Annotated in this window: 24 protein-coding genes; 11 read left to right on the top strand and 13 right to left on the bottom strand. The window is 61.1% G+C overall.

The annotated features are described in order from the left end of the window. Positions 1-146: 146 nt before the first annotated feature. Complete coding sequence (gene ruvC / locus CDA63_RS05205) at positions 147-782, top strand: crossover junction endodeoxyribonuclease RuvC (RefSeq protein WP_088463394.1); 636 nt, start codon at positions 147-149, stop codon at positions 780-782. A gap of 38 nt (positions 783-820) precedes the next feature. On the opposite strand, the gene CDA63_RS20345 is transcribed toward ruvC, so the two are convergent. Next, positions 821-1,357, bottom strand: a complete 537-nt coding sequence (locus tag CDA63_RS20345; protein ID WP_126546746.1) for a hypothetical protein — start codon at positions 1,355-1,357, stop codon at positions 821-823. Between the two features lie 112 nt (positions 1,358-1,469). Between CDA63_RS20345 and CDA63_RS05200 the strand changes: the two genes are divergently transcribed. Beyond that, positions 1,470-1,688 (top strand): KTSC domain-containing protein, encoded by a 219-nt coding sequence (locus CDA63_RS05200; RefSeq protein WP_088463393.1) that lies wholly within the window; start codon positions 1,470-1,472, stop codon positions 1,686-1,688. Positions 1,689-1,696: 8 nt separating this feature from the next. Here CDA63_RS05200 and CDA63_RS05195 read toward each other — a convergent pair whose 3' ends face one another. Both CDA63_RS05195 and CDA63_RS05190 read right to left on the bottom strand, forming a co-directional pair. Beyond that, positions 1,697-2,773: a tetratricopeptide repeat protein gene (locus CDA63_RS05195; protein WP_088463392.1), complete on the bottom strand. Its 1,077-nt coding sequence runs from the start codon at positions 2,771-2,773 to the stop codon at positions 1,697-1,699. Between the two features lie 117 nt (positions 2,774-2,890). Then, positions 2,891-3,697 carry a PhzF family phenazine biosynthesis protein gene (locus tag CDA63_RS05190; protein WP_088463391.1) on the bottom strand — a complete coding sequence of 269 codons (807 nt, stop codon included), beginning with the start codon at positions 3,695-3,697 and terminating at the stop codon, positions 2,891-2,893. A gap of 209 nt (positions 3,698-3,906) precedes the next feature. Between CDA63_RS05190 and CDA63_RS05185 the strand changes: the two genes are divergently transcribed. From CDA63_RS05185 to CDA63_RS05165, 5 genes are all read left to right on the top strand, one after another. After that, positions 3,907-4,461 carry an RNA polymerase sigma factor gene (locus CDA63_RS05185; protein ID WP_088463390.1) on the top strand — a complete coding sequence of 185 codons (555 nt, stop codon included), beginning with the start codon at positions 3,907-3,909 and terminating at the stop codon, positions 4,459-4,461. After that, positions 4,454-5,980: a hypothetical protein gene (locus tag CDA63_RS20340; RefSeq protein WP_126546745.1), complete on the top strand. Its 1,527-nt coding sequence runs from the start codon at positions 4,454-4,456 to the stop codon at positions 5,978-5,980. Before CDA63_RS05185 ends, CDA63_RS20340 begins: the two co-directional genes overlap by 8 nt. Positions 5,981-6,020: 40 nt before the next feature. Next, positions 6,021-6,971: a hypothetical protein gene (locus tag CDA63_RS05175; RefSeq protein WP_088463388.1), complete on the top strand. Its 951-nt coding sequence runs from the start codon at positions 6,021-6,023 to the stop codon at positions 6,969-6,971. 581 nt (positions 6,972-7,552) lie between these two features. Then, positions 7,553-9,115: a T9SS type A sorting domain-containing protein gene (locus CDA63_RS05170; RefSeq protein WP_088463387.1), complete on the top strand. Its 1,563-nt coding sequence runs from the start codon at positions 7,553-7,555 to the stop codon at positions 9,113-9,115. A 118-nt stretch (positions 9,116-9,233) separates the two neighbouring features. Beyond that, positions 9,234-9,749, top strand: coding sequence for a 2'-5' RNA ligase family protein (locus CDA63_RS05165; protein WP_199797498.1), 516 nt, complete (start codon positions 9,234-9,236; stop codon positions 9,747-9,749). A gap of 45 nt (positions 9,750-9,794) precedes the next feature. Here the strand turns inward: CDA63_RS05165 and CDA63_RS05160 are convergent, their stop codons facing one another. Together CDA63_RS05160 and CDA63_RS05155 are read right to left on the bottom strand one after the other, a co-directional pair. After that, positions 9,795-10,730, bottom strand: coding sequence for a hypothetical protein (locus CDA63_RS05160; RefSeq protein WP_126546744.1), 936 nt, complete (start codon positions 10,728-10,730; stop codon positions 9,795-9,797). A gap of 85 nt (positions 10,731-10,815) precedes the next feature. Continuing rightward, positions 10,816-11,244, bottom strand: a complete 429-nt coding sequence (locus CDA63_RS05155; protein ID WP_088463384.1) for a BLUF domain-containing protein — start codon at positions 11,242-11,244, stop codon at positions 10,816-10,818. A 174-nt stretch (positions 11,245-11,418) separates the two neighbouring features. Between CDA63_RS05155 and pncA the strand changes: the two genes are divergently transcribed. Beyond that, a complete protein-coding gene (gene pncA / locus CDA63_RS05150; protein ID WP_088463383.1) occupies positions 11,419-12,027 on the top strand; it encodes a bifunctional nicotinamidase/pyrazinamidase in 609 nt (202 codons plus the stop codon). Positions 12,028-12,043: 16 nt separating this feature from the next. Here pncA and CDA63_RS05145 read toward each other — a convergent pair whose 3' ends face one another. Further along, entirely contained in the window at positions 12,044-12,466 is a 423-nt protein-coding gene (locus tag CDA63_RS05145; protein ID WP_126546743.1) for a BLUF domain-containing protein, read from the bottom strand. 262 nt (positions 12,467-12,728) lie between these two features. On the opposite strand from CDA63_RS05145, the gene CDA63_RS05140 reads away from it, so the two are divergent. Both CDA63_RS05140 and CDA63_RS05135 read left to right on the top strand, forming a co-directional pair. After that, positions 12,729-13,304, top strand: a complete 576-nt coding sequence (locus tag CDA63_RS05140; RefSeq protein WP_088463381.1) for a GNAT family N-acetyltransferase — start codon at positions 12,729-12,731, stop codon at positions 13,302-13,304. A 96-nt stretch (positions 13,305-13,400) separates the two neighbouring features. After that, positions 13,401-14,912 (top strand): malate:quinone oxidoreductase, encoded by a 1,512-nt coding sequence (locus CDA63_RS05135; protein ID WP_088463380.1) that lies wholly within the window; start codon positions 13,401-13,403, stop codon positions 14,910-14,912. Positions 14,913-14,989: 77 nt separating this feature from the next. Here the strand turns inward: CDA63_RS05135 and CDA63_RS05130 are convergent, their stop codons facing one another. The 4 genes from CDA63_RS05130 to CDA63_RS05115 form a co-directional block, all read right to left on the bottom strand. Next, positions 14,990-16,096: an SPL family radical SAM protein gene (locus CDA63_RS05130; protein WP_088463379.1), complete on the bottom strand. Its 1,107-nt coding sequence runs from the start codon at positions 16,094-16,096 to the stop codon at positions 14,990-14,992. 78 nt (positions 16,097-16,174) lie between these two features. Beyond that, complete coding sequence (gene ctlX, locus CDA63_RS05125) at positions 16,175-17,122, bottom strand: citrulline utilization hydrolase CtlX (protein ID WP_088463378.1); 948 nt, start codon at positions 17,120-17,122, stop codon at positions 16,175-16,177. A 119-nt stretch (positions 17,123-17,241) separates the two neighbouring features. Beyond that, complete coding sequence (locus CDA63_RS05120; RefSeq protein ID WP_019949498.1) at positions 17,242-17,433, bottom strand: cold-shock protein; 192 nt, start codon at positions 17,431-17,433, stop codon at positions 17,242-17,244. A 319-nt stretch (positions 17,434-17,752) separates the two neighbouring features. Further along, entirely contained in the window at positions 17,753-18,181 is a 429-nt protein-coding gene (locus CDA63_RS05115; protein ID WP_088463377.1) for a BLUF domain-containing protein, read from the bottom strand. Positions 18,182-18,414: 233 nt separating this feature from the next. Here CDA63_RS05115 and CDA63_RS05110 point away from each other — a divergent pair, with 233 nt between their 5' ends. Continuing rightward, positions 18,415-19,344, top strand: a complete 930-nt coding sequence (locus tag CDA63_RS05110; RefSeq protein WP_088463376.1) for an NmrA family NAD(P)-binding protein — start codon at positions 18,415-18,417, stop codon at positions 19,342-19,344. Between the two features lie 50 nt (positions 19,345-19,394). Here CDA63_RS05110 and CDA63_RS05105 read toward each other — a convergent pair whose 3' ends face one another. From CDA63_RS05105 to CDA63_RS05095, 3 genes are all read right to left on the bottom strand, one after another. Continuing rightward, positions 19,395-19,787: a YkvA family protein gene (locus tag CDA63_RS05105; RefSeq protein WP_199797497.1), complete on the bottom strand. Its 393-nt coding sequence runs from the start codon at positions 19,785-19,787 to the stop codon at positions 19,395-19,397. A gap of 290 nt (positions 19,788-20,077) precedes the next feature. Continuing rightward, positions 20,078-21,160, bottom strand: coding sequence for a DUF5694 domain-containing protein (locus CDA63_RS05100; protein ID WP_206780450.1), 1,083 nt, complete (start codon positions 21,158-21,160; stop codon positions 20,078-20,080). 841 nt (positions 21,161-22,001) lie between these two features. After that, positions 22,002-22,784 (bottom strand): XRE family transcriptional regulator, encoded by a 783-nt coding sequence (locus tag CDA63_RS05095; protein WP_088463374.1) that lies wholly within the window; start codon positions 22,782-22,784, stop codon positions 22,002-22,004. Positions 22,785-22,903: the final 119 nt, after the last annotated feature.

Genomic DNA, 22,903 nt, shown 5'->3' with positions numbered 1-22,903 from the left:
AAGCTACTGCGTAAAATGCTAGCTTTGATAAGCCCCTGGTTCCAAATACAGGCTTTCATCACTTATCAAATTAGCTAACTGGCCCAACAGCCAACGAAAAAGCTAACAGCTACTAGCTTTCAGCTGACAGCTGACAGCTCAAAAATATGATTCTTCCCCTCGCCTCTTCCTCCGAACTGCTGCCCAAAGTAATTATGGGCGTCGACCCCGGCACGTCCGTTATGGGCTACGCCGTGATTGAGGTGCGGGGCCAGAAGGTGACGGTGCTCTGCTACGACGTTATCGACATGCAGAAGCTGGGCACCAACCACGCCCTTAAGCTCAAGCGCATTTTCGAGCGGATGCTGGAGCTGATTGACGAGTACCTGCCCGACGAGCTAGCCATTGAAGCGCCGTTTTTCGGCGTGAACGTGCAGAGCATGCTCAAGCTGGGCCGGGCCCAGGGCATGGCCATTGCCGCCTGCCTCTCCCGCCAGATTCCGTACGTGGAGTACGCGCCCACCAAGGTAAAACAGGCCGTCACGGGCTCGGGCAGCGCCACCAAGGAGCAAGTGGCCCACATGCTGCGCCAGACCCTCACGCTGCCCCCCATTGCGGAAGCCAGCAAGTTCCTCGACGCCACCGATGCGCTGGGTGTAGCCCTCTGCCACCACTACCAGAAGGGCAACAACGTGAAGGCCGGCGGCAAAAGCTGGGGCAAATTCCTGGCCGACAACCCCGGCAAACTCGCTTCCCCGGTAGCCGGCAAGAAGGTGGCCGCCAAAAAGAAGCCAGCGGTGTAAAGGTGTATTTTAAGGTACTTGATAACTAAACAGCAACTTTACTTGAGTTTTAGATGCCGCCGCTGTAGCGTCAGTAGATAATTATGCAAATTATAGCTAGCGCCACTCTCTTCCTCATAGCTCGTACACTGATAAGCAGGACCACGATACGCGTTGGGACGTAGTCTAACAACGAGATAAGGATCTGTGTCGTGTAGCTGGGCATAGACCGGCGGATGTATACTATCACGTAACGCCGCCTGTTGTGGAAGCATGAATATCCGTTGGGTTAAGGTGTAAATGGTATCAGTTTGAGGACGGGTTAAAACGATAGTCAGCGTGTCTTGAGGTACGCGGCGTATGCGCCGAAAGGAGTCCGCTTTTTGTGGTTCTACCGGATAAATTCTCGAATAGATAAAAAGGTAAGCTGATGCTCTATAATTATAGAATGCCGAGATAGACCTGCCGGTTTGAACGCTTAGTATTCTCTGCGGCATCGACATGGCCGTTTCCTCCACATCAATCCGATAATCGTAAACCAACCGCTGCTCTTTTTGTGGCAACGTATCATCATTTCGGCAACCAGCAAATAGCATAAGTAAGCCGAAGCCTCCCGATAGTATGTCCCTATACATAGATAGACGGGGGAAAAGGTGAATTTAGCGACCTGCTTTATGTTCGTTTCATTTTTTATACTATTCTCCATCTATGCAACGCCGCCCTATCCGTTCTACTTCCCTCAAAGCCGTGGGCTACGACCCGGCCACGCTAACGCTAGAAATCGAATACCGCCACGGGGGGCTGGTGCGCTATACCGGCGTGTCGGAGGAACTGCATCAGGCGTTACTGCGGGTGCCGGGCAAGGCGCTGTTTGTGGAGCAGGTTATAGAGCGCGGCGGTTTCGGGCGTGAGCAGTTGCGGGGGTAGCCCCGCAACTACTTCGGCCAGGCGTAAGCATCCGACCACTCCTGGAACTCGGCCAGCGTGGCCGTATGGGCCGCCAGCCACTGCTGCACCTCAGGCGTGGCGGCAGCGCGGGATTCCTGCACCGAATAGGCCAGCGCGGGCAGGTAGCCCTGCTTCTTCAGCTCCACGAAATACGGCACGAAGTACTGCCAGGCAAATCCCTGCTGCTGTGCGGGGCGCTGCTCATCTAGCACGCCAACCAGAGATTCGAGCTTGCGGATGAGCTGCTCGGTGGGCGTTTTATCCTTGTTCGCTTCGTCGAAGTCCAGGGCCCCGCTCATGCTCAGTAGCAGGTCAGCGCTGGCGAAATTGTCGGGGCCGCCTTTTTTGCCGGCGCCCTTCATAGTTTCTGCCGCTACGCTGATAGTCACGGCCTGTTCGCCGGTCTGCGCTACGCCCTGGCCCACCAGCTTATCGAGGCGGGCGAGGGTGGCGGCGGCCCGCTCGCCGGTGGGCTCCAGTTGCAGCTGGCGCAGCATTGCGAGCAGGGCCGGCACGCGGTTGCCCTGCTCCAGGGTGAGCTGCATCAGCGAATTAAGCGAGTTGAGGTGGGTGGGCCGACAGCGCACGGCCTGTTGCATACTCGCCAGCGACTCGTCTAACTGCCCCAGGCTCGCGGCCTGAGTTATGCCCAGGTTGTAGTACAGCGAGCCTTCGTTGGGGTAACGGCGCAGGCCCTGCTGGTAGGCTTTCACGGCTTCCTTGCTCTTGTGAAGGCCATCGAGGGCGTTGCCCCAGGTGTCGTAGAGGCTGGGGCCGGGGTTTGGGTCGTCTTTAGCCAACTGCCGGCACAGGCTTACGGCTTCCTCATTCTGGCCCAGCGAGTTGTAGGTCATGGCCAGCTCGTAGCGGGCCACATGGTTGGCTGGCTCCTGCCGCAGGGCCTGCTTGTAGCGCAGCACCGCTTCGTCGGGCTTGCCCTGGTCGAAGAGGGCCACCCCCTGCTTGATGAGGTCGGCGGCCGTGGTAGTTTGCTGGGCTTGCAAGGAGCCGGAGAGCAGGTGGAGACCGAGCAGCAGAACGGAACGGCAGAAATTCAAACGCATAACGACAGGTTTAGCGAGGTAGCAGAGGGATAATAAAAAGGAAACGGGGCCGTCTATCGAGTGACCAGCACAAAGCGGGACAGCGGCCCATTATCCGCCTGCCCAGCCTCGTCTGCCTCAGCCTTCGCGCAACTCAATTTCGCCTTTCAGATACGTCACGGCGTGGCCGCTCATCAGCACCCGGTCGGCGCGCAACTCGCACCACAGGTCGCCGCCCCGGGCCGATACCTGGCGGGCGTGGAGGGTGGTTTTACCCAGGCGCTCGGCCCAGTACGGCACCAGTGTGGTGTGGGCCGAACCGGTCACCGGGTCTTCGGGCACGCCCACCCGGGGGCCGAAAAAGCGCGACACGAAATCGATGCCGTCGGAGCCAGGGGCGGTGGCAATAACGCCCCGGTACTCGACCTCCGCCAGCCGGGTTTGGTTGGGCTGCAGGGCGCGCACATCGGCTTCGGAGCCGAAGACGCACACGAGGTCGGGGCCAGCCAGCAGGTGCAGGGGCGTGGCGCGCAGCCCGTCGAGCAGGCCGGTGGGGTGCTGGCTGATGGGGTGCGGGGGCCGGGCCGGAAAGTCGAGGGTGAGCATTCCCTGTTCAGCCCGGCTCACGCGCAAGGGGCCGCTTTTCGAGTGAAACACGATTTCCGGACCCTGGAAATTAAGGTGGTGGTAGAGCACGTGGGCCGAGGCCAGGGTTGCGTGCCCGCAGAGCTCCACCTCCACGGCCGGCGTAAACCAGCGGATTTCGTACGCGCCTGCGCTACCGGCTTGCGGCACGAAGAAGGCGGTTTCGGCAAGGTTGTTTTCGGCGGCAATGGCCTGCATGGTTTCGGCCGGCAGCCACTCGGCGAGGGGGCAGACGGCGGCGGGGTTGCCGGCGAAAGGCCGGTCGGTAAAGGCATCAACCTGATAAAGCGGTAGCAGCATAACGAAGCAAGAGAAGGAGAACCTGGGCCGCAACCGGAGCGGCCCGGCGAAACTACGGTTTCGGGCGCTATTGTTCGCCCGAAGAGCCTACCCGCCACCGGGCTCCGAAAAAATACTTACCTCCCGACGCAACCCGCCGCCGGGCCGCGTCGGTCATGGGGGCAGAATGTTAGCGCACGAAGTGTCTATCCGCTTATCTTCCTACGCCTATGGCCGAATCAATTGAAGCACTGGTAGCGGACTGCCGCCGCGGCCGGCCGGCGGCCCAACGGGCCCTCTACGAGCGGCTGGGCTACCAGCTGATGGGCGTGTGCCTGCGCTACTGCCCGTCGCGGGAGGAGGCCGAAGACGCCTTGCAACTCACGTTCGTGAAGATTTTCACCCGCCTCGACCAGTTTCGCAACCAGGGGCCGTTCGAGGCCTGGGCCCGGCGTATTGCCGTCACTACCTCGCTCAACCTCTGGCACCAGCACCAGCAACGAGGCCTGCCCCTGGCTATTGATGAAGCCCACGACGTGCCGGCGCCCGGCGGCACGCCCCTCGACCAACTCTCGGCCGACGACTTAGTGGGCCAGATTAACGCCCTGCCTCCGGGCTACCGGGCCGTACTGAACCTGTACGCTATTGAGGGCTACTCGCACGCCGAAATCGGGGAGCTGCTGGGTATTTCAGAGGGCACCAGCAAGTCGCAACTTTCCCGGGCCCGCCGCCTGCTCGAAGCCCGCCTGCACCAGCAGGCCCACATCTCCCGCTGCCATGACTGAGAAAGACTCTGACCAATTTTACCAGGACCTGCGCCGCAAACTGGAACCCTACGGCAGTCCGCCGCCCGAATCGGTGTGGGCGGGCATTCAGCAGCAGTTGCCACCCCAACGGCCGCCGTGGTGGCGGCGGCTCTTACCAGTAGCCGCGCTAATAGCCCTGCTGGTCGGCATCACGGTGAGCACTGCCTACTGGCGGCCCTTGTTTCAGGGTGAGTCGGCGAAACGCAGCCCTCTAGCGGTGAGCTCTCTGCCCACCCAGCGTGGGTCGGCAGAGCCAGAAGCCAGTTCAGCCGGCACTCCCGGGGCAGCAGTTCCGAGGGATAAGGCGGCGGCCGTTACTAGTTCCGCTGCTTCTAATATCTCCACCGCTTCAACCCCTTCGCCAGCGGCCTCCGGGCCCGATGTGCAGCTACTTAACCAAGCCTCCCCTACGGTGGCTGCGCTGCTCCAGGGCCGGCGCGGCGTACGGGCCAGTCGCCGTAAAATGCGTTCTGTCGCCAATCAGCCAGCTTCGGCCACCAAACAGTCCGCTCCAGCCGGAGGCACCACACACCTCCGCCCCGGGTCTGATCGGACTACTAATGAACGGGTGCCATCCGTTTCGGCCGCGGCCCGCCGCTTGGGTTTGCTGGTGGCCAGCAGCCCGACTAATAGCCGAGCCCGCTATCGGCTCACGGGCCGCAACGACCTAGCTACCCGCCCCGGCAGCCGCTCGGCCAGTCCTCGAACCCGGGCCGCCGAATTGGTGGCGCCAGCCGACCCGGTGGGTTCATTCGCGAATGGGCTACTGGTCCGGCGGCCCCGGCTAGCGTTGCGGCCGGCACCGCTTCTGGTAGTCCCGCCTAAGCTGGAAGGGTTGGCGCAACTCCCGCCGCCGCCCTCGCCGCAACGGCGCAACTGGAGCGTACAGCTCACCGGCGGCCCTAGCCTGACTTACCGGCGGCTACCTGGCACATCTACGCAGCTCGAAAAGCTGGAGCGCCCCGCCTGGGGCGGCAGCGGACAGCTGCTGGGGGCCTATGCCTTCTCGCCCCGGCTGACGGTCGCGGGGGGCCTGGGCTTCGCGCAGCATGCTGGTTCGTTGCGCTACACGCTCCAGAGTACGGCGTCGGGAGAAACCCGGCAGGTTGATTTCCGCGACGTGTACAACTTCGTAACCCTGCCGGTACAGGCCCAACTAACACTTGGGGGCAACCACCGCTGGCGTTACGGCGTGCTCGGTGGCGCCGTGGCGGCCCAGCTCATTAGTGCGCGCGTCACGACAGGCTCGGCTTGCAACTGCGCGCAGCAGCGCTGGCGCCCCAGCTCGGCCGATTCCATTTTTCAGCGCCGGAATCTGACCCTAACCGTTGGCGCGTTTGCCGATTACCAGCTCTCGCCCGGCAGGTGGCTGACCGTCCGGCCGCAAGCCGAGCTGTTTCTTAACTCCCTTACGCTTCCGCCCCGCACCTCCCGCTACCCCTGGGGACTCGGCGTGCAGGTAGGCTACCGCTGGGACCTCGCTCCCCGCAAACCCTAATAGCCAATCAAGCTGTCATTTCACTACCCTTACTCGCCTTATGAAACGGTTTTTGCTCGCCTCCCTGCTGTTACTACCCCTGCTGCCGGCTTGCCAGTTTGATGCTGGTACGGTTATCTGCGAAGATGGCACCACGCCCGGCCCCCAACTGCCGGCTACCATCCGCGAGCTGCAGACGCAGCTCGGGGCGGCCCGCCAGACGTTTACGTATATGCCCGGCCGGGCCAACACCTTTACCGGCACAAAAGGCACGGTGGTCACGATTCCGGCCAACGCCTTCGTCCGAAACGGACAAGCCCTGACAGCCCCCATTCAGCTTACGTTGCGCGAGGTGTACAGCCGGGCCGACATGGTGCTCAGCAATACGCCGACGGTGGCCTACGACCTAGCCCTCGAATCGGCGGGCGAAGTGTTTCTGCGGGCCGAGCAGGATTCGCTCGTCCGAATGGCCGCCGGAGCTACCATTCAGCTCCAGACCCTGAACCCACCCAACCTAGCCAGCCGCGACTCGATGCGCTTATTCGTGGCCGGGCTGGCCGGCGGCACCTGTTTTAATTGGTACCTGAACCCTGATTTTAACTCCGGCCTCAGCCCCACGCCCACGGGCAACATCCTAACTATCGGCAGCCTGCTTTACAACGGCGGCATCGGCTGGTTCAACTGCGACCGGTTCTACAACGCACCCAATCCGCTACCAGTGGTCGTGAATGTACCCGGTACCAACATCGACCCGACCACGAACACCACGGTGTTTGCCGTATTTCGGGATTTCAACGGCTCCGTGTCGGCCTGTAACTTCACCGCTCCCAACACGTTCCGGTCCGGCAACATGCCCCGTGGAGCCCGCGTGAGCGTAGTTGTTATCCGCATCGTCGAGGGCAAGCTCTACTATGGCCGGCAGGATGGCACGGTGCAGGCAACTACTCCTTTCGCACCAGCAATGCGGGAAATTACCACCGCCGCGCTGGTCACCGAACTGAACACTTTATAGGTTGAGTTGGCCGATACAAAAAGCCCGGTTGCCAGATTGGCAACCGGGCTTTTTGTATCGGCCTCAGCCCTAGCTTTTTTATTTGGCCGTCCGTAACAACGCTGAAACACCTAGTTCTCGTCCAGCCAACGTGGCATCATGGGCAAAATAGCCACGTGCAGCACCAACGCAGCGGCCCGCTTACCGGGTTCCAGGCGGCCACATCCAGGCTGCTGGCCGATAGTTCAAGCAATATCATCGATGACGGCGGCCCCGGCTTCTCCGGGCATCCGGTTCACTTTCAGTTGGGCTGGGCTCAAGATTAGCCACACAGATTCTCTTGGTCAAAAAACCAACTATCACCGTCGTATAATTCGCCGGCGGCTCTGGCTACATCTGAGCGTAGTGTTTTTCAGTGGAATTCGGAACAAAGCAGCTTTTTTGGAACAACAAAACTGCATACTTCCGTATATTAGAACGCATACCCTTTTTAGTCCTAAATTTACTATATATAGAAATACGCTATAAGCAGTTAATCATCAGTATATTAGCTCTCATATGTTAGTTATTACCTGCTCTTCCACCTCTGTTGCTTTCCCAAAATGAAAAAGTATCTACTGTTACTACTGACGCTTACCTCGGTTATCCAGGCGCGGGCGCAGTTTCCATCCAATAGCTTCGCCGTGCGTTCGGCCTGCCCAGGCAGTGCCAACAACCCCTCCACGCTCGAAATAATCAACGTTGATGGGTCGCTGACGCTGATTGGAACTGTGCAGGAAGGCACGACCCCGTTGGTGCTGAATGCCTTGGGCAACGATGCCCAGGACCGGCAAAACCTTTATGCGATGAACGTGGTGCAGCCCACGCTTTCCAACTTCAATACGCCACCCAATCTCTACCGCGTAAGCTTGGCCACGGCCCAGGCCACCAACCTCGGGCCAGTAGCGTCTCCTCCACCCGCGCCCACCACCACGGGGCCAACTGGCCCTGGCTATGTGCCTTTCAGTTTCAACCAAACCCTCAACTTTATCGGCGACGGCGATAATACCTCGAGCTATTTTGTGGGGGGCGTGGCTTTCAACTACAACCGTAACGCGTTCAACGCCAGCGCCAGCACCATCACCGATTTCCGCTTTTACGTGGGGCAGGTGCAGCTTACGCCCTTCGTCACGGCCACGCCTGTTTGGCGGCTGCTCGATGTGAGTGACCCCGCTACTGCGTCTATCATCAACGCATTCCGGTTGCAGACGCAAGCATACCTCAATAATTTTACCTTAACTGGCCAAAACAACAATACAGGCCCGATTCCCTCCGGAGGCATACAGGATTGGGTGTTTGACCCGTTTTCGGGCAATCTGGTCAGCTATATTGGTCAAGACAGTAAGTTCCTTACCATCAGCGGCATCAGTAGCAATCCGGTAGCCGTTACCACAACGCCCACCACTCCCCTGCCAGCAACCCAAGATATTGGGGCCATGTTTTCTGACCGCCAGGGCGGAGTATACGCCGTGACGGCCAACGATGGTACCATTTACAAGATTGACCGCCTGACTGGTAACTGGACGGGTCGCTCCTTCGGCTCGGATCTGGACTGCAACCGGGGCGATGCCGTGAGCTTCCCCGATGCGATACCCCTGCCCGTTACGCTCACTCGCTTCGAGGCCGCCACGGCCGGACAAGTGGTGCGCCTGAACTGGGCCACAGCTACCGAGGAGAAGGTTGGCTACTTCGAAGTGGAGCGCAGCGCCACGGCTACCAACTGGAGCCCCGTAGCGCGGGTGAGCGCCGGCAATCAGCCCGCGGGCCAGCAGTACAGCGTAGTTGATGAGCGTCCGCTTACCGGCCCGGCCTACTACCGGCTGGCCATCCACGACCTCGATGGCACGGTGGCCTACTCCGGCGTTCGGGCGGTACGCACCGCTTCTTCGGCCGCGGTGTATCCCAACCCAGTCCGGGGCGAGGCCCAGGTTCAGCTCCCCGACCCAGTGGGCGCGGCCACGCTGGAACTGCTTTCGGCTCAGGGGCAGGTGGTACGCCGCCTCGCGGTACCGGCCGGCCGGGGCCACGCCAGCCTGACCACCACCGGGCTACCCGGCGGCGTGTACTTGCTACGGGTGCAGCAGGCCGGAACCAGCACCACCACCCGGCTGGTAGTGCTCGAATAGTAAATCGCCTCGTTGGAAAACCAGGGCCTAGGTAGCGGTTTTCATCCGTCAATACCCCCGATCTGCGGCCAGCCGCGTATCGGGGGTATTCTGTTTACTGCCCATCTGCCTGCTCCTGATGATTGACGCTCCCCTGATTTTGACGCTCACCCTCGACGAAAACGCCCAGCAGTACTTCGACCAGTTGCGCACCGCCCACTTCCCTCCGGCCCGCAACTACCTGCGGGCTCACGTCACGCTATTTCATCACTTGCCGGGAGCCGATTACGCGGCCGTAACAGCCCGGTTGCGGACGGTAGCAGCAGGTACCCCACAACTGATGCTGCGCGTAACCGGCGTGCGGTTTTTAGGCCAGGGCGTGGCCTACACGCTCGAAAATGCGGCTTTGCAGCACCTGCACCGCGAGCTACAGGCTACCTGGGCCCCGGTGCTTCGCCCCCAAGACCTGCAACCACTGCGGCCCCACGTCACGGTGCAAAACAAAGTAACGCCGGCCACAGCCCGCGCCCTCCACGAGGAGCTGACGGCATCTTTTGAGCCTCATACAGTTACCGGCACTGGTCTGGCCCTGTGGGCCTACCGCAACGGCCCCTGGGACTTGCTCGACCGTTTCGCGTTCGAGCAGGAAAAGTAGCCCGTTAGCAACGAGAAAAACCAATTTACCTTCACTCCTAGCCGTTTACCGAGCCTTAATGGTGTGGGTAAGGGCTTTGAAGTGGCTGAGGGCCTGCTCGAAATCGGTGTGGGCGATGCCCTGCATAGCCACCGCCGTATTGCCCACCACCGTTACCTGCTGGTACACCAGCACCGCGTGCCCCCGCAGCTGCGCTAGGCCCTCGGTCTCGTAGGTCACCAAGTCGTTAATCTTGCTTGAAGTCGTTTTGCGAACGTGGTAGCCGTTGAGGCCGGTTTCGCGGCCCAGTACCTGCGCACCAATATCGGCGGCCGTGAGGGAGGGGTTGTAGGGGTAGGTGGTTACGGTCAGCAGCGGTTCGAGGCCGTAATCGGCCTTGCGCTGCCCCCCAACGGCGTAGGTATAGCGGTTATGGCCAGCCAGCGCCAGCGCGAACGGCGACTTGCTGCCATTGAGCACGAACACGGTGTTGCCCAGCTCGGCCGGGCCGGTTGCCTTAGTGGGGCGGTAAGTAGCCGAGAGCAAACTCCGGCGCAGGGCCGCACCCGTGGCGGTGTCGGCGGCAGGGTAGCGGGCATCGAGTAGCACTACGAAGGTAGAGTCGCCGAACAGCAGTTGGGCCGACTCTTGGGTGGGGCTTAGCCGCACCCGCGCCAGCTGCCCCGCGTACTCGCCTGCCACCAGCGGCCGGAATTCGAGTACCTGGCCTCCGCGAGCCGCGAAACGGGCGGGGCTGAAGCCGGCCGCCTGCTGGTAGTAGTTGCTGCCCGGCATTTCCATCACCTGCAACGCGGCCGCTCCCCGGCGCACCCCGCTCAGGCCGGCCGTGGGGCCGAAACCCGGGGGCGGCACCAACCAAACCTTAGTGCCCGCCATTTCGCGGGCCGCTGGCTCCGGCGCCGCTACCTGGGCCCGGACCTGCCCGGCCAGCATCGCGCTGCCGCCCACTAGTACTACTACCGCAAAAGAATGATTTTTCATGAATGCTACTGCCCAACCGGCCGATTTCCGGCCCATGTGGCCGCAAGGTAGGCAGGAATCGGGTCCGGGCAGGGGCCGGCGGCAGTTAGGGGCGGTAACGCACGGCCGCGCTTAGCACGGTATGCTGAAAATCCTGCAGCAGCAACTGGAGCGTGTGGTCGGCGAGGGCGTCGGGGGTTGGCTCGCAGCTGTCTCCTTGCTTCAGCAGCCGCCCCGACCTGCGGAGGATAGCCATTTCCCAGCACTGGAACTGCCGTTGCGCAATGGGCCCATTGGCCAGTACCTGCACATCGGCGTGGCGGCAATCGAGCCGAATGCGGGCAAACAGCTCACGCACTACGGCCCCGGGGCCCTCCAGGATATGCAGAAAACGCTGGCCATCGTACCAAAGGATTCCCGTGATGCCGGCCCGTTGGTTGGCTTGTTGCGACTGGTCGCGCAGGCGCTCCAGTTCGGTAGCCGATAGTGCCCGCAGCACCCGGCTCTGATAGATGAGATGATGTAATCTTTTCATAGTACTATACTTAAACTAATTGCTCCGGGCCAGATTACCGGTGGCCTGGGTAAATCTTAGATAAAATACGTAGCTCAACCGTAAACAATTAACCCGGAAGTATACTATTTTGAGCCCCGATCATCCCATTCTGACACTGCCGCTCGCATCGGCCCGCCTCGTACCTTTGCGTCTATGAAAGCTCTCCTGCTCATCGATATCCAGCATGACTTTATGCCCGGCGGCGCCCTGGCCGTAGCCGACGGCGATGCTATTATACCGCTGGTCAACGCCTTACAGCCAGCTTTTGGATTGGTGGTGGCCACCCAGGACTGGCACCCGGCCGACCACGGCAGTTTTGCCAGCCAGCATCCCGGCCGCCAGCCCTTTGAGCAAGCCGAGCTGCACGGGTTACCCCAAACCCTCTGGCCCGACCACTGCGTGCAAACCACAGCCGGAGCCGAATTCCACCCGGCCCTCGACCAGCAGCGCATCGAGGCCATTTTCCGCAAGGGCACCGACCCGGCCATCGATTCGTACAGTGGCTTTTTCGACAACGGCCACCGCAAAAGCACCGGCTTGGCCGACTACCTGCGCGGCCGGGGCGTCCGCCAAGTTTACCTAGCTGGCTTAGCCGCCGACTACTGCGTGTATTTCTCGGCGAAAGATGCGCTGGCAGAAGGATTCGAAGTGTTTTTCGTGGATGACGCCACCCGTGCCATCAACCCCGGGGGCTACGCACAGGCCCGCACCGATCTGCAGGCCCGCGGTGCCCGGTTCGTGCGGGCCGCAACGGTGCGTTAGGTTAGCCCCGCGAGGGTTAGGCCAGGGTGCTGAAGTCGCGGATCAGCTCGCGGATAGGCGACTCGGCCGGCGTAGGCAAGCCGGCCGTGAGCCAGTCGCCAACAGGGTCGCAGTAGCCGGCCAGCAGCGCGAAATCCTGGGGTACGGCCACCGCGAAGCCCATCGACCAGTCGGGAAACTCACGCTGCTCCACGAGGCCGTCGGCCAGCTTTTGCACTCGGCTGTGGCGGCAGTCCTGCTCGATGCGCGCGAAAAGCTGCTGCACAATCTGCTCTTCGCCCTCAATTACCTGCAGAATCTGGTTTCCGCAGTAGAGCAGTATGCCCGTAATGGCGCGGGCCTCGTTAGTTTTCCGCCAGCGCAGCAGCAGCTCCTTAAGTAGCGTTTCGTCCAGCTCACTGGTAGCCTGGCTCAGGTATACTATATGATACAAACTCATCGTGTCGCGGGGCCAGCAGCCCTCTGTTTTGCGTATGTGGGCGGCGGCCAACCTGTGCCGAACTCCCCTATGAAGATGATTTGGTTGCAGCTTAGTCAAAAGTAAACCAGTTGCACTATTCCCACAAGCTAAACTATAAGCCCACGGCTTCCGGCCCTAAGGGCCGGCACTAGTATTTTCGGGCTGGCGGGGTGCCAAAATACTCCTTCCGGCCGTATCTTTGTCGTCCGCCGGCCTGCTGCCGGGGGCTGCTCTTTGCTTCATGATTCGCCTCGATTACTTCACCCCCGCCGATTTTTCGCAACTTATTTCCTGGATTACTGATGAGCGTCTGATGCTAAGCTGGTCGGGCTCGCTCTTCTCCTTCCCCCTTACCCCCGACAAGCTAGCCTGGTACCTCGACGGCACCAACGACCCGGCTACGGCCGATGCCCTCGTGTATAAGGCTACCGATACGCTCACCGGCGAGGTAGTAGGTCATATTTCGCTTGGTGGCATCAGCCGCAAAAACCAGGCGGCCCGCATCAGCCGCGTAATTGTAGGCGCGCCCAACGCCCGGGGCCGGGGCATTGGCCGGCAGATGGTGGAGGCCGTACTGGACGTAGGTTTCGGACAGCTGGGACTGCACCGCATCGATTTGGGCGTTTACGATTTCAATACGGCCGCGCTGCGCTGCTACGAGCAGGCCGGCCTAGTGCGCGAGGGTTGCTCGCGCGACGTACTGCGCCACGAAAACGAGTACTGGAGCCTAGTTGAAATGAGCATGCTCGCTCCCGAGTGGCGGGCCCGACAGGCCGCCCGTACCAGCCAGCCGACGGCCGGGGAGCTGGCCGCCTGAGTCCGGCACCTGGGGTCCGGACTGAGTTCTTTGCCCGCAAAGGCGGCTTTTTCCGGGTTAACGCCGTAGGATAAACGTCCTATTTGACCTTTCCCTATGAGCCAACCAAACGCAACTACTCCCCCACTCACCGATGTGGTACTGATTGGCGCCGGCATTATGAGCGCCACGCTGGGCCTGATGCTCAAGGAGCTCGACCCGACGCTGAGTATCACCATTTTTGAGCGCCTCGACGTGGCCGCCGCCGAAAGCTCCGACGCCTGGAACAACGCCGGCACCGGCCACTCGGCCTTCTGCGAACTTAACTACACGCCCGAGCGCCCCGATGGCTCCATCGACATCAGCAAGGCGCTCAAAATTGCTGAGCAGTTCGAGCAGAGCAAGCAGTTCTGGGCCTACCTCATCGAGACCTATGACGTCCACGAAATCCAACGCTTCGTCAACCACATTCCGCACCTAAGCTTCGTGATGGGGGCTGAAAACGTGGAATTCCTGCGCAAGCGCCATGCGGCTCTCACCGAGTCGGCCCTGTTCAAGGGCATGAAATACACGCAAGACCGGGCCGAGATGGCAGACTGGATGCCGCTGATTATGGAGGGCCGCGACCCCGCCCAAACAGTGGCCGCCACCCGCATGGACCTGGGCACCGACGTCAACTTCGGTTCCCTGACCCGGGGCATGTTCTACCTGCTCCAGGAAAAGCCCGGGGTAACGGTGCATTTCCACCACGAGGTGGAGAAGTTGCGCCACAAGTTCGATGGTGCCTGGAGCGTGCAGGCCGAAAACCTCGATACCGGCGAGAACCTGAAAGTACGGGCCCGGTTCGTGTTCATCGGGGCCGGGGGTGGCTCGCTGCCGTTGCTCGAAAAATCGGGTATTCCGGAGGCCAATGGCTTTGGGGGTTTTCCGGTGAGCGGGCAATGGCTACGTTGCACCAACCCGGCCATTATTGCCCGCCACGAGGCCAAGGTATATGGCAAAGCCTCGGTAGGCTCGCCGCCCATGTCGGTGCCCCACCTCGACACGCGCCTGATTGACGGCGAGAAGCAGTTGCTATTTGGGCCCTACGCCGGCTTCAGCACTAAGTTCCTTAAAACGGGCTCCTACTTCGACCTGCCGGCGTCCATTCAGTTCGGCAACGTGAAGCCCATGATTATGGCGGGCCTCAAAAACCTCTCGCTCACTAAGTACCTCATTCAGCAGGTACGCCAGTCGCCCCAGGATCGGCTCGCGGCCCTGCGCGAATACATGCCCGAAGCCCAGGCCCCCGACTGGGAGTTGGCCATTGCCGGCCAGCGCGTGCAGGTCATCAAGAAAGACAAGAAGGAAGGCGGCGTCCTCGAATTCGGTACCGAAGTCGTGACGGCCACTGATGGCTCGATTGCCGCGCTACTCGGGGCCTCGCCCGGAGCTTCCACAGCCGTGAGCATTATGCTGGGCCTAGTGCAAAAGTGCTTCCCCGAGCAATCGGCCACGCCCGAATGGCAGGCTAAATTTCGCCAGATGATTCCCTCCTTTGGCCACACCCTGGCCGAAGAGCCGGAGTTGGTAGCCCAAATCAGGGCCCGCACCAGTGCCCTGCTGGGGCTGGTTGAGGTGGAAGGCTAGCGAGGAGAAAGCAAAAAGCCCCGATGGGGCATCCTTCGCTTTACTGAGGATGCCCCATCGGGGCTTTTTGCTTTCCCCTACGTCCAGTACAGCACTGGCGCATTCGGAAAGCGACGCTGCCATTCGGCGTAGAAGAACTCCTTTAGCTGGCGCATATCGGCGGGCTGATACACGAATTTGGTGCCGCCAAACTTGTTGCGCTTCACGGCCCGGGTGGCTTCGTCGAAATCGAGGCTGGTATTGGGATACCAGTCGAGGAGCACGTTCTTGGAACCCGGCGTGAAGCGATGGGTGATAAACTCCACCGTCAGGTCGCAGTCGAAATCGAGGGCCGCCGCGACCCGGTCGAGCAACTGGCCGTACGCCTGCTGCCAGTCCGGCAGGGGCATAATGGGCGCCAGCACCACACCCACGGGGTAGCCGCCCCCGCCCCGTTCCCGGGGCAGCGCCAGCCGACGCAACGCTTGCAGGCGGGCCTCCACCGAGGCCGTGCCGCCTTCGATCTTCCGCACCACCGGCTCAGCATTCAGGCTAAACCGGGCCCGGGTGCGGCCGTGGTGGGGCAGGCCGAGCAGCGAATCCACGTGGTCGTACTTGCTTACAAACCGCAAATGGGTGCCCTCGCGCCGCCCATAGTAGCGGATGCATTCGGCCAGCGAGCCAGTAAGGTGCTCAATGCCCAGCACATCGGTATAACAACTCACCTCGAAGCTCGTGGTGCGGCCGGGCTGCTCGTAGGTTTGGGTGTTCTGAAGCAGTTGGGGCAGGTTGGCGAAGGCCTTTATTACCGGCGGACCGCTCAGGCTGCCGGCCAGGTAGCAGTACTGGCAGTGCGCCGGGCAGCCCTCGGCTAAGTTCATCTGCCAATCGGCCGAGGGAGGCGTGGGTTGCAGGCGCAAGGCACCGGGCGGGGCGCACACTACGGCCAGCGTGCTTTTGGCCCGGCGATACGTCTCGCGCACATCGTCGCCGCGCAGGCCAGTGAGGCGGTTGCTCTTGAGCAGCTCTACTTCGAGGCCCTGGGCCGTTACGCGTGCCAGCATCTGCTGCCCGAAGGCCTCATCAAGGGCGGCCGGGGTGAACACCACGCGCTTAGGCAGCCACAGCTTGGCACTGTGCTGCCGCGGCGTGGAAGCGGGTTCGGGCAGGATATCGAGCGAGGGAAACAGGGCGGTTTGCGTCATTGGGTTGATAACGCTTTTCGAACCTTAAAAACTCCGTTAAATGGCTTTTTTGGCAAAGATTTCGACCTGGCAACTGTCCTAAATTTGCCCCGTGGCTACGCCCAACAATTCGGGCAGGAACACCTCGGCCAGCATGCACCGGACGCTGCCGCCGCCCAGGGTTTCGATGGTAGGGATGGGCAGTGGCAGCAACTCGGCGTGGCGGCTTAGCTGTTGCCGCTGCCGGGCCGTGAGCGAGTCGTGGGCCCTCTGCGACATGGCCAGCAGCACGGGGCCGCCGGCGGGCTGCAGGGCCAACATGTTGCCGGCAAAGCAAGCCACCTGGACCAGCGAAATAGGCACGATTTCGTGGCCTGTTTCGCGGAGCGAGTCCTCCACGGCCCGGCGCTCGGCTGCATCGGCAATGCTTTCCAGGCAGGCCACCGCAAAGCCGGGCCCGATGCTGAGCATCACGTTGGTGTGGTAAATTTCCTGTCCCCGCGCATCAACGGAGCGAAACAGTACCGGCTGATAACCCAGCCGGGCACAGATATCGGCCAGCAGGGCCGGCTCGGTGCGGGCCGAGCGGCCGGCGTAAGCGCGGCGGTGCTCGTGGTCGAAGATGATGCTGCCCGTGCCCTCCAAAAACCGGCCTTCCGCCTCCGCGCCCGACCAGTCCAGTACTTCCGTTATCCGAAATTCCTGGCCCAGGGCCGCCACAATATCGGGCCGGCGCTCGGGGCGGCGGCTGGGGGCGCACAGGGGGTAGAGCACGGCGTGCCCATCGGCGTGCAACGAAAGCCAGTTGTTGGGGAACACGGCATCGGGCTTGGCGGGCGCGGGTGTATCATCGAACACGCGCACCTGCACGCCTCGTCCGCGCAGCGTTTCCACCAGGGCATCGAACTCGGCCACGGCGCGGGCTTCAGCGGCGGCGGCGCTCAGATCGGCGGGGGCCTGCTGGAAGTGGTTGGACAGGGCCGTTTCGGCATTAAAGCCAAAGCGGGCGGGGCGGACGACAAAGACGGTGGAGGCGGCTTGCTTCATGGGGCTAAACTACGGGAAACTACCCCACAAATCCGGCCCGCTACCGCCCGCTATAGCGCACAAAAAAAGCACGCCCCTAGGTGGAGCGTGCTTTTTGCAACTACAAAAAGTAGGTTAGGCTAAGCGCGACGCACTTTAACGGCGTTCAGGCCCTTACGACCCTGCTCTACTTCGAATTCTACCTTATCATTGTCGCGGATTTCGTCAATGAGGCCGGTTACGTGTACGAAGATGTCTTCGCCGGTTTCGGCGTTGTTGATGAAACCAAACCCTTTGGTCTCATTGAAAAATTTTACGGTTCCCGTCTGCATGATGCTTTTTAGGAGGGTGATGGATGATGAAGCAAGCAGCAGCGGGACTATAACGTTAATTCAAACACACTGAATTAAGCTAGCGACTCGTTGGCGATTTGCCTTTTAACGCTGTAAAGATAGACTTTATTTTGACATCGCGCCGTGGGATTGCCAAGGCAGGTAAACTCGGCTGCAACTATCATCAGCAATCAGCGTCCCGCTTCCCGGCCAACGGCTTCGTAGCAGCCGTTTAACCTGTTTACAGAGCGGGAACAGCGGTTGCGCTGAATTAGGTAATCGAACGGACACCGCGTTTATATTTTTAAAAATCAAGCTATTATATCGGCAGCCCCTCATTGTTCACGAATGACCCAAGCAGAATCCGCAGGCCCTCGTCCATTTCGGGCGGGTGCGCTTCCAGGAATCGGAAGCGGCACGGACTTACGTAGCCAGTGAGCCGGACAAAATTTTCATCCGATAGTTTTTGGAAGCCCATCGACCAGGTAGCAAAAACCCGCTTTTGGATGGGCCCGGCCGACAAGGCCGCTACCCGGCTGTGGCGGCAATCCTGCTTGATTACACTAAACAGGTGTTCCAGAGGCATTTGCAAGCCTTCCAACACTTGTAGGTAGCGGCCATTGCCGTAAAGCAGCAGCCCCGTAATACCCAGCCCCGCATTGTTGCGCCTCGATTGCCGGAGCAGGAAGCGCAGGTCATCGGTCGTGGGCTGCCCAACGGCAACGCTGTGGTAAATGATATGATACATGGCGACAGACGACTAAAAGCAGGATGAGTCCAACGCGCCAATCTGGACAGGGCGAACTGGCTTTCAACAAGTTACTCTTTCTGAAAGCCTAATGCAAGCGCTGGGGCGCCACCCTTGATTTATGGGTCAGGAGGCCCGTGCAACACAACCGGTTTGCCCGCTGGACGTTGAATAGCGGGAACATTGGCGCTTCTGCGGCCGCTGTTTCTTCTGTTCGCCTCTCATTCCTGCTTATGCCAAAGCCTACTACCGCTTCCGTTTCCGATACCCCACTGATTGTACTGGCCGGCTCTACCGGGGCGCTAGGCCTGCTCATTGCCTACCACCTGCGCCGGCGCGGGGCCACTGTGCGGGCGTTGGTGCGGCCCCAGAGCAGCACCGGCGCGGAAGCCGAATCGTTGCGCCTCCAGGGTGCGGAAGTGCTGGCCGTGGATTATGAGAGCGTAGATGACCTTACGCAGGCCTGCCAAGGTGCCAGTTGCGTAGTATCGGCCCTGAACGGGCTGCGCGATATTATCGTGGATACCCAGCGGCGGCTGCTCGAAGCGGCCGTGGCGGCGGGAGTGCCGCGCTTTATCCCATCTGACTTCTCCGCTGATTTCACCCGCTTGCCCGAGGGCAGCAACCGCAACTTCGATCTGCGCCGGGAGTTTCAGCGCCATCTTGACAAAGCCCCCATTCAGGCTACTTCCGTGCTCAACGGTATGTTCACGGATTTGCTCACCGGCCAGGCCCCGCTGATTCAGCCCGGCATTGGCCGGGTGCTATACTGGGGCGACGCCGACCAGCCCCTGGACTTCACGACAATGGTGAACACGGCCGATTTCACGGCCGCAGCTGCCCTCGATGCCACCACGCCCCGCTACTTGCACGTGGCTGGCCAAGTGGCCAGCATCCGGGAGTTGGCCGGGGCCGCTACCGCCGCCACGGGCCGGCGCTTCGGCCTGTTGCGGGTGGGCAGCCTGGGGTTGCTCAGTACGCTCATCAAAGTCACCAAAACGCTCGTGCCGGCCCCCAACGAGGCCTTTCCGCCCTGGCAGGGCATGCAGTACCTGCACAATATGCTCAGCGGCCAGGCCAAGCTCCCCGAGCCCCTCGACAACGCCCGCTACCCCGATATCAGCTGGACGCCGGTGGAGGATGTATTGGCGAAGCGCCAGTAGGCAGGCCAGAAAGCGTGGCCGGCATGCGTAAGCAATGGCCGGGCTTTTGGCTACGGCCGTGACTGCCACCATGCCCACCCAAGCCGGCCCATCCAAGCCAGGGCCAGTAGCCAGAGCACCAATACCAGCCCGCCTACCAGCCAGTTGGCGCGCCGGGAAACCGGCGTAGTGGCCGCCCGCTGCCGGGCTTCACGCATCACCTCGGCTGGCACCAGCCGAATGCTGAGTGCGATGCCCGCCGGCACCAGAATCAGGTCGTCGAGGTAGCCCAAGACGGGGATAAAATCGGGAATCAGGTCGATGGGGCTGGCGGCGTAGGCCAGCGTTGCCAGCATTACCAGGCGGGCGTACCAGGGTGTGCGCGGGTCGCGGGCGGCATAGTAGAGGGCCACCAGTTCGGTTTTGAGGGCCCGGGCGCGTTTCTGAAGGTTGGCGAACATCATCGGCAAGGTAAGCTGCCGCTTGAGAACGGCACGAGCGGGGTATCTGGCTACCGGTTGCATTTTGCCGCCATCATCGTCTGGCCCACCGGCATCGTATCGGTCCGAATGTCGCGTCACTAGGTCAAAACGTAGCATTTGCCCCCGCCCGCCTGCAAGCAGGCCCCCTGACCCCGCTGCCAATCCGCCGCCCACCGCCCCGATACCGCGTTCTGCTGGCACTGCGGCGGCCCGGTGTAGCAGTATGGGTTTGGAGTGTTAGAACTATTAGTAAACCACAATGGGCTGCCCCTTTAGGGCAGTTCGTTGAAGGTACGCACGCGCACGTTGGGCATCTGCTGCAGCAGCAGGCGCATCTGCTGCCCGTGCGAGGCACCCACGGCTACCAGTACGCGCCGGGCACCCTGTTGCCGGGCTTGGCGCACCACGTTGTCGCACATGCCCTGGTTGCGCAGCACCCACTGCCGGCGCATTTCCTGCACGGCTTCGGTGGGGAAGCCCGGCGCACCATACAGCTCGTCGCCACCAAAGAAGTTGAGGGCCTTGTCGAGCTTTTCGTAGGCGGGGGCATTGAGCAGCAGGTATGCATCCACGTCGGTTTCAGCCTGGTTGAGGTGGGCAAAGTAGGCCTTGCGGGAGGCAGCCATCCGCCGGTAGGTCTGGGCCTGGGCGGTGGAGGAATCGGTTTGAAAACCCGCTTTCAGTGCGTTGTTCTGGGTGGCCGCCTGGGAGTACGCCTGGCCCCAGGGCTCCTCATACCGCTGGCAATCCATGCCGTAGAGTTGGGCCTGGCCCAACTCCGTGAGTAGAGGGAAGATGACTTTGTGGTATTCGCTCAGAGGCCGCACCAGCCGGATTTTACGCAGCGAATCGACTGGCCCCAGGGCTTGGGTGTAATAGAGCTGGTCGGCGGCAGTCAGGTTCTTTTTCAGCGGTTCTTCCAGCAGATACAGCTGATACTCGGCGTTGCCCCGGTCGTTGGTGAAGATGTAGTAGCGGGCCAGATCGATGCGCAGGCGGGCGAGCTGGGGCTGGCGGCGCAGCTGCCGGGTGGCGGCTACAGCGGCTCGGCTGGTCAGGGGGGCGGTGGTTAATGCGCGCCGGCGCAGGTAGCTTAGGCGGCGCTGCTGGGCCAGTTGGTACGGGCTGGTGGCGGGCAGCGCCTGGGCATCGGGGGCCGTGAGGTACTCGCCAAACACCATATCGGGCTTATAGGCCCGGAGCTTCCCGATGATGGGCTGATAGGTGGCCGCAGGGCTGTCGTTGTAGTGGGAAGCGGCCACAATCACCACTTCCAGGGGCTGCTGGGCATAGGCCGGGCTTATGGCTGCGCCCAGCAGACCGATGAATACGCTCAAAGTATGAAGTAGACGCATAGTTTATAACTGGAATGGCTGGCGCGATGGGTGCTCACTGAGGGCCAATACTACTCATAAATCATCAGCCCTGAATGGTAGCAAATGGCTCAATTCTTTCCAGAATTTACAGGCCCCGCTCCCGGCCCACTTCGGGCGTAAGTTCATGTTGCGCGTCGGCGTGGCGAAACGCATTTGTACCGTGGTCGGTAGTCAGAATCCGGTTTATATTCTCGGCCTTTTAGGGGGTGTCGGTGGCTATGGTGGTCGTGCCGGCGTGGGTGCCGTTGCCGATGCCCATGCTGCCGTTGTGGTGCAGGGCCCAGTGCGACCGAGGAAGAGGGCGCGTGAGCCTTAAAAAGAGGGAAGCAAATGGTGTACGGTGAGGCCCTAACTTCACCCCACCCTACCCGGACGAAGAAATATCGCCCTGTTTTCGGGCTTCATGACCCATAAACGCGTGTTCATATAATAATAATCTTCCGACAACAGACCAAGGTTTACCTTTGCCGTATGTATCGGCGTTGCCCCCAGGTGGTGGGCAATTTATTGACCAGGCTTTCTTTTTTTATGCAGCGTTTTTCTACTCTGTTCCGCTTTATTGCTCTGCTGTTATTACTCGCGCTAGGTGCCGCCAACCGGCCCCGCCCCGTGCAGCAGTCTTCCCTCTCTGATGATGTTTCGGCTCTCCTTCGGACCGTTACCATTACCAGAGGCTAACGGCGGATTTTCTTCCGGGTGTACTTATTAAACGCGGCGCTTCGGCTCCGCGTTTTTTTTGTGGGCGAGGGGTAGAGAAGGTTGGCAGACAGCTAGCAAACCAAGCCGTCATTCCGAGCCAAGCACAGGAATGGCGACCTGCCTACCCGTCGAGGCGGGCCAGGAGCTCCTCTACCTGCCGTTCCAGGCGGGTCACGCGGTCTTCGATGCGGGAGGGCGGGCGCAGGTGAGTAGTGAAAACGGCCTTTACTTCCCAAACCTCCAGTGCCTGATCGAAGGCGAATTCCTGGGCCCCATAGTCGGGGTTATCGGCGCGGAGCTTGAGCAGGCCGGCGGGCAGGCGCTCGGAAAGACGGCGCACCAACAGGCTGTTTTGGGTCACGAAGGCGTAGATGCGGCCGGGACGCAGGGTGGCCGTCGCCTTATCGACGCGGCAGCACAGCACTACGTCCTGGTGGCGCAGGCCCTGCTGCTGGTGCTGCATTTCGGCCCCCACGATTTCGAAGGCCCGCGTGGCGGGGCCGAGCTGGTGCGGAAACGTGAGCGGGGGCAGCGAATCGATAAAGCCGGTGTCGTGGTGCTGCACGATGTATTCGAGCAGCCGGTCAGCGGGCACGAAGGGCGTGGTGTTGGTGTGGCGGTCGGCTTCGGCGGTGGCCAAGGGCAACGCCGTGGCAGTACCCTCCTGGCGGAAGATATCGAAGTGGTACAGCTCGTTTACCGTCAGCTCTTTTGTTAGTAGCAAGTCTACAGACAAGCCAAAATGCTGAGCAATCTGGATCAGCGTCTCCATTTTGGGTTCCGACCGGCCCTCCTCGTAAGCCCCCACGCTGGGCCGGGCGAGGCCAAATAATTCGGCAAAAGCAGCCTGACTGAGCTTTTTGACGGTTCTAATCTTCCGAATGTTTTTTCCTACGTGCGACATGAGGCAAAATATTTTTCGCTCAAAGCTTGAGCATATCTCAAACTTTGAGTACACTTGCATCGTAAATCTACCACATTAGTTCCAACCACCCGGCTACCGGGGCTCTTTTTTTGAGCAAC

The sequence above is a fragment of the Hymenobacter amundsenii genome (genome assembly GCF_002204745.1).
Lineage (GTDB): Bacteria > Bacteroidota > Bacteroidia > Cytophagales > Hymenobacteraceae > Hymenobacter > Hymenobacter amundsenii.
The sequence above is the reverse complement of the archived record's forward strand: the minus strand, read 5'-3'. Positions and strand labels throughout refer to the sequence as shown.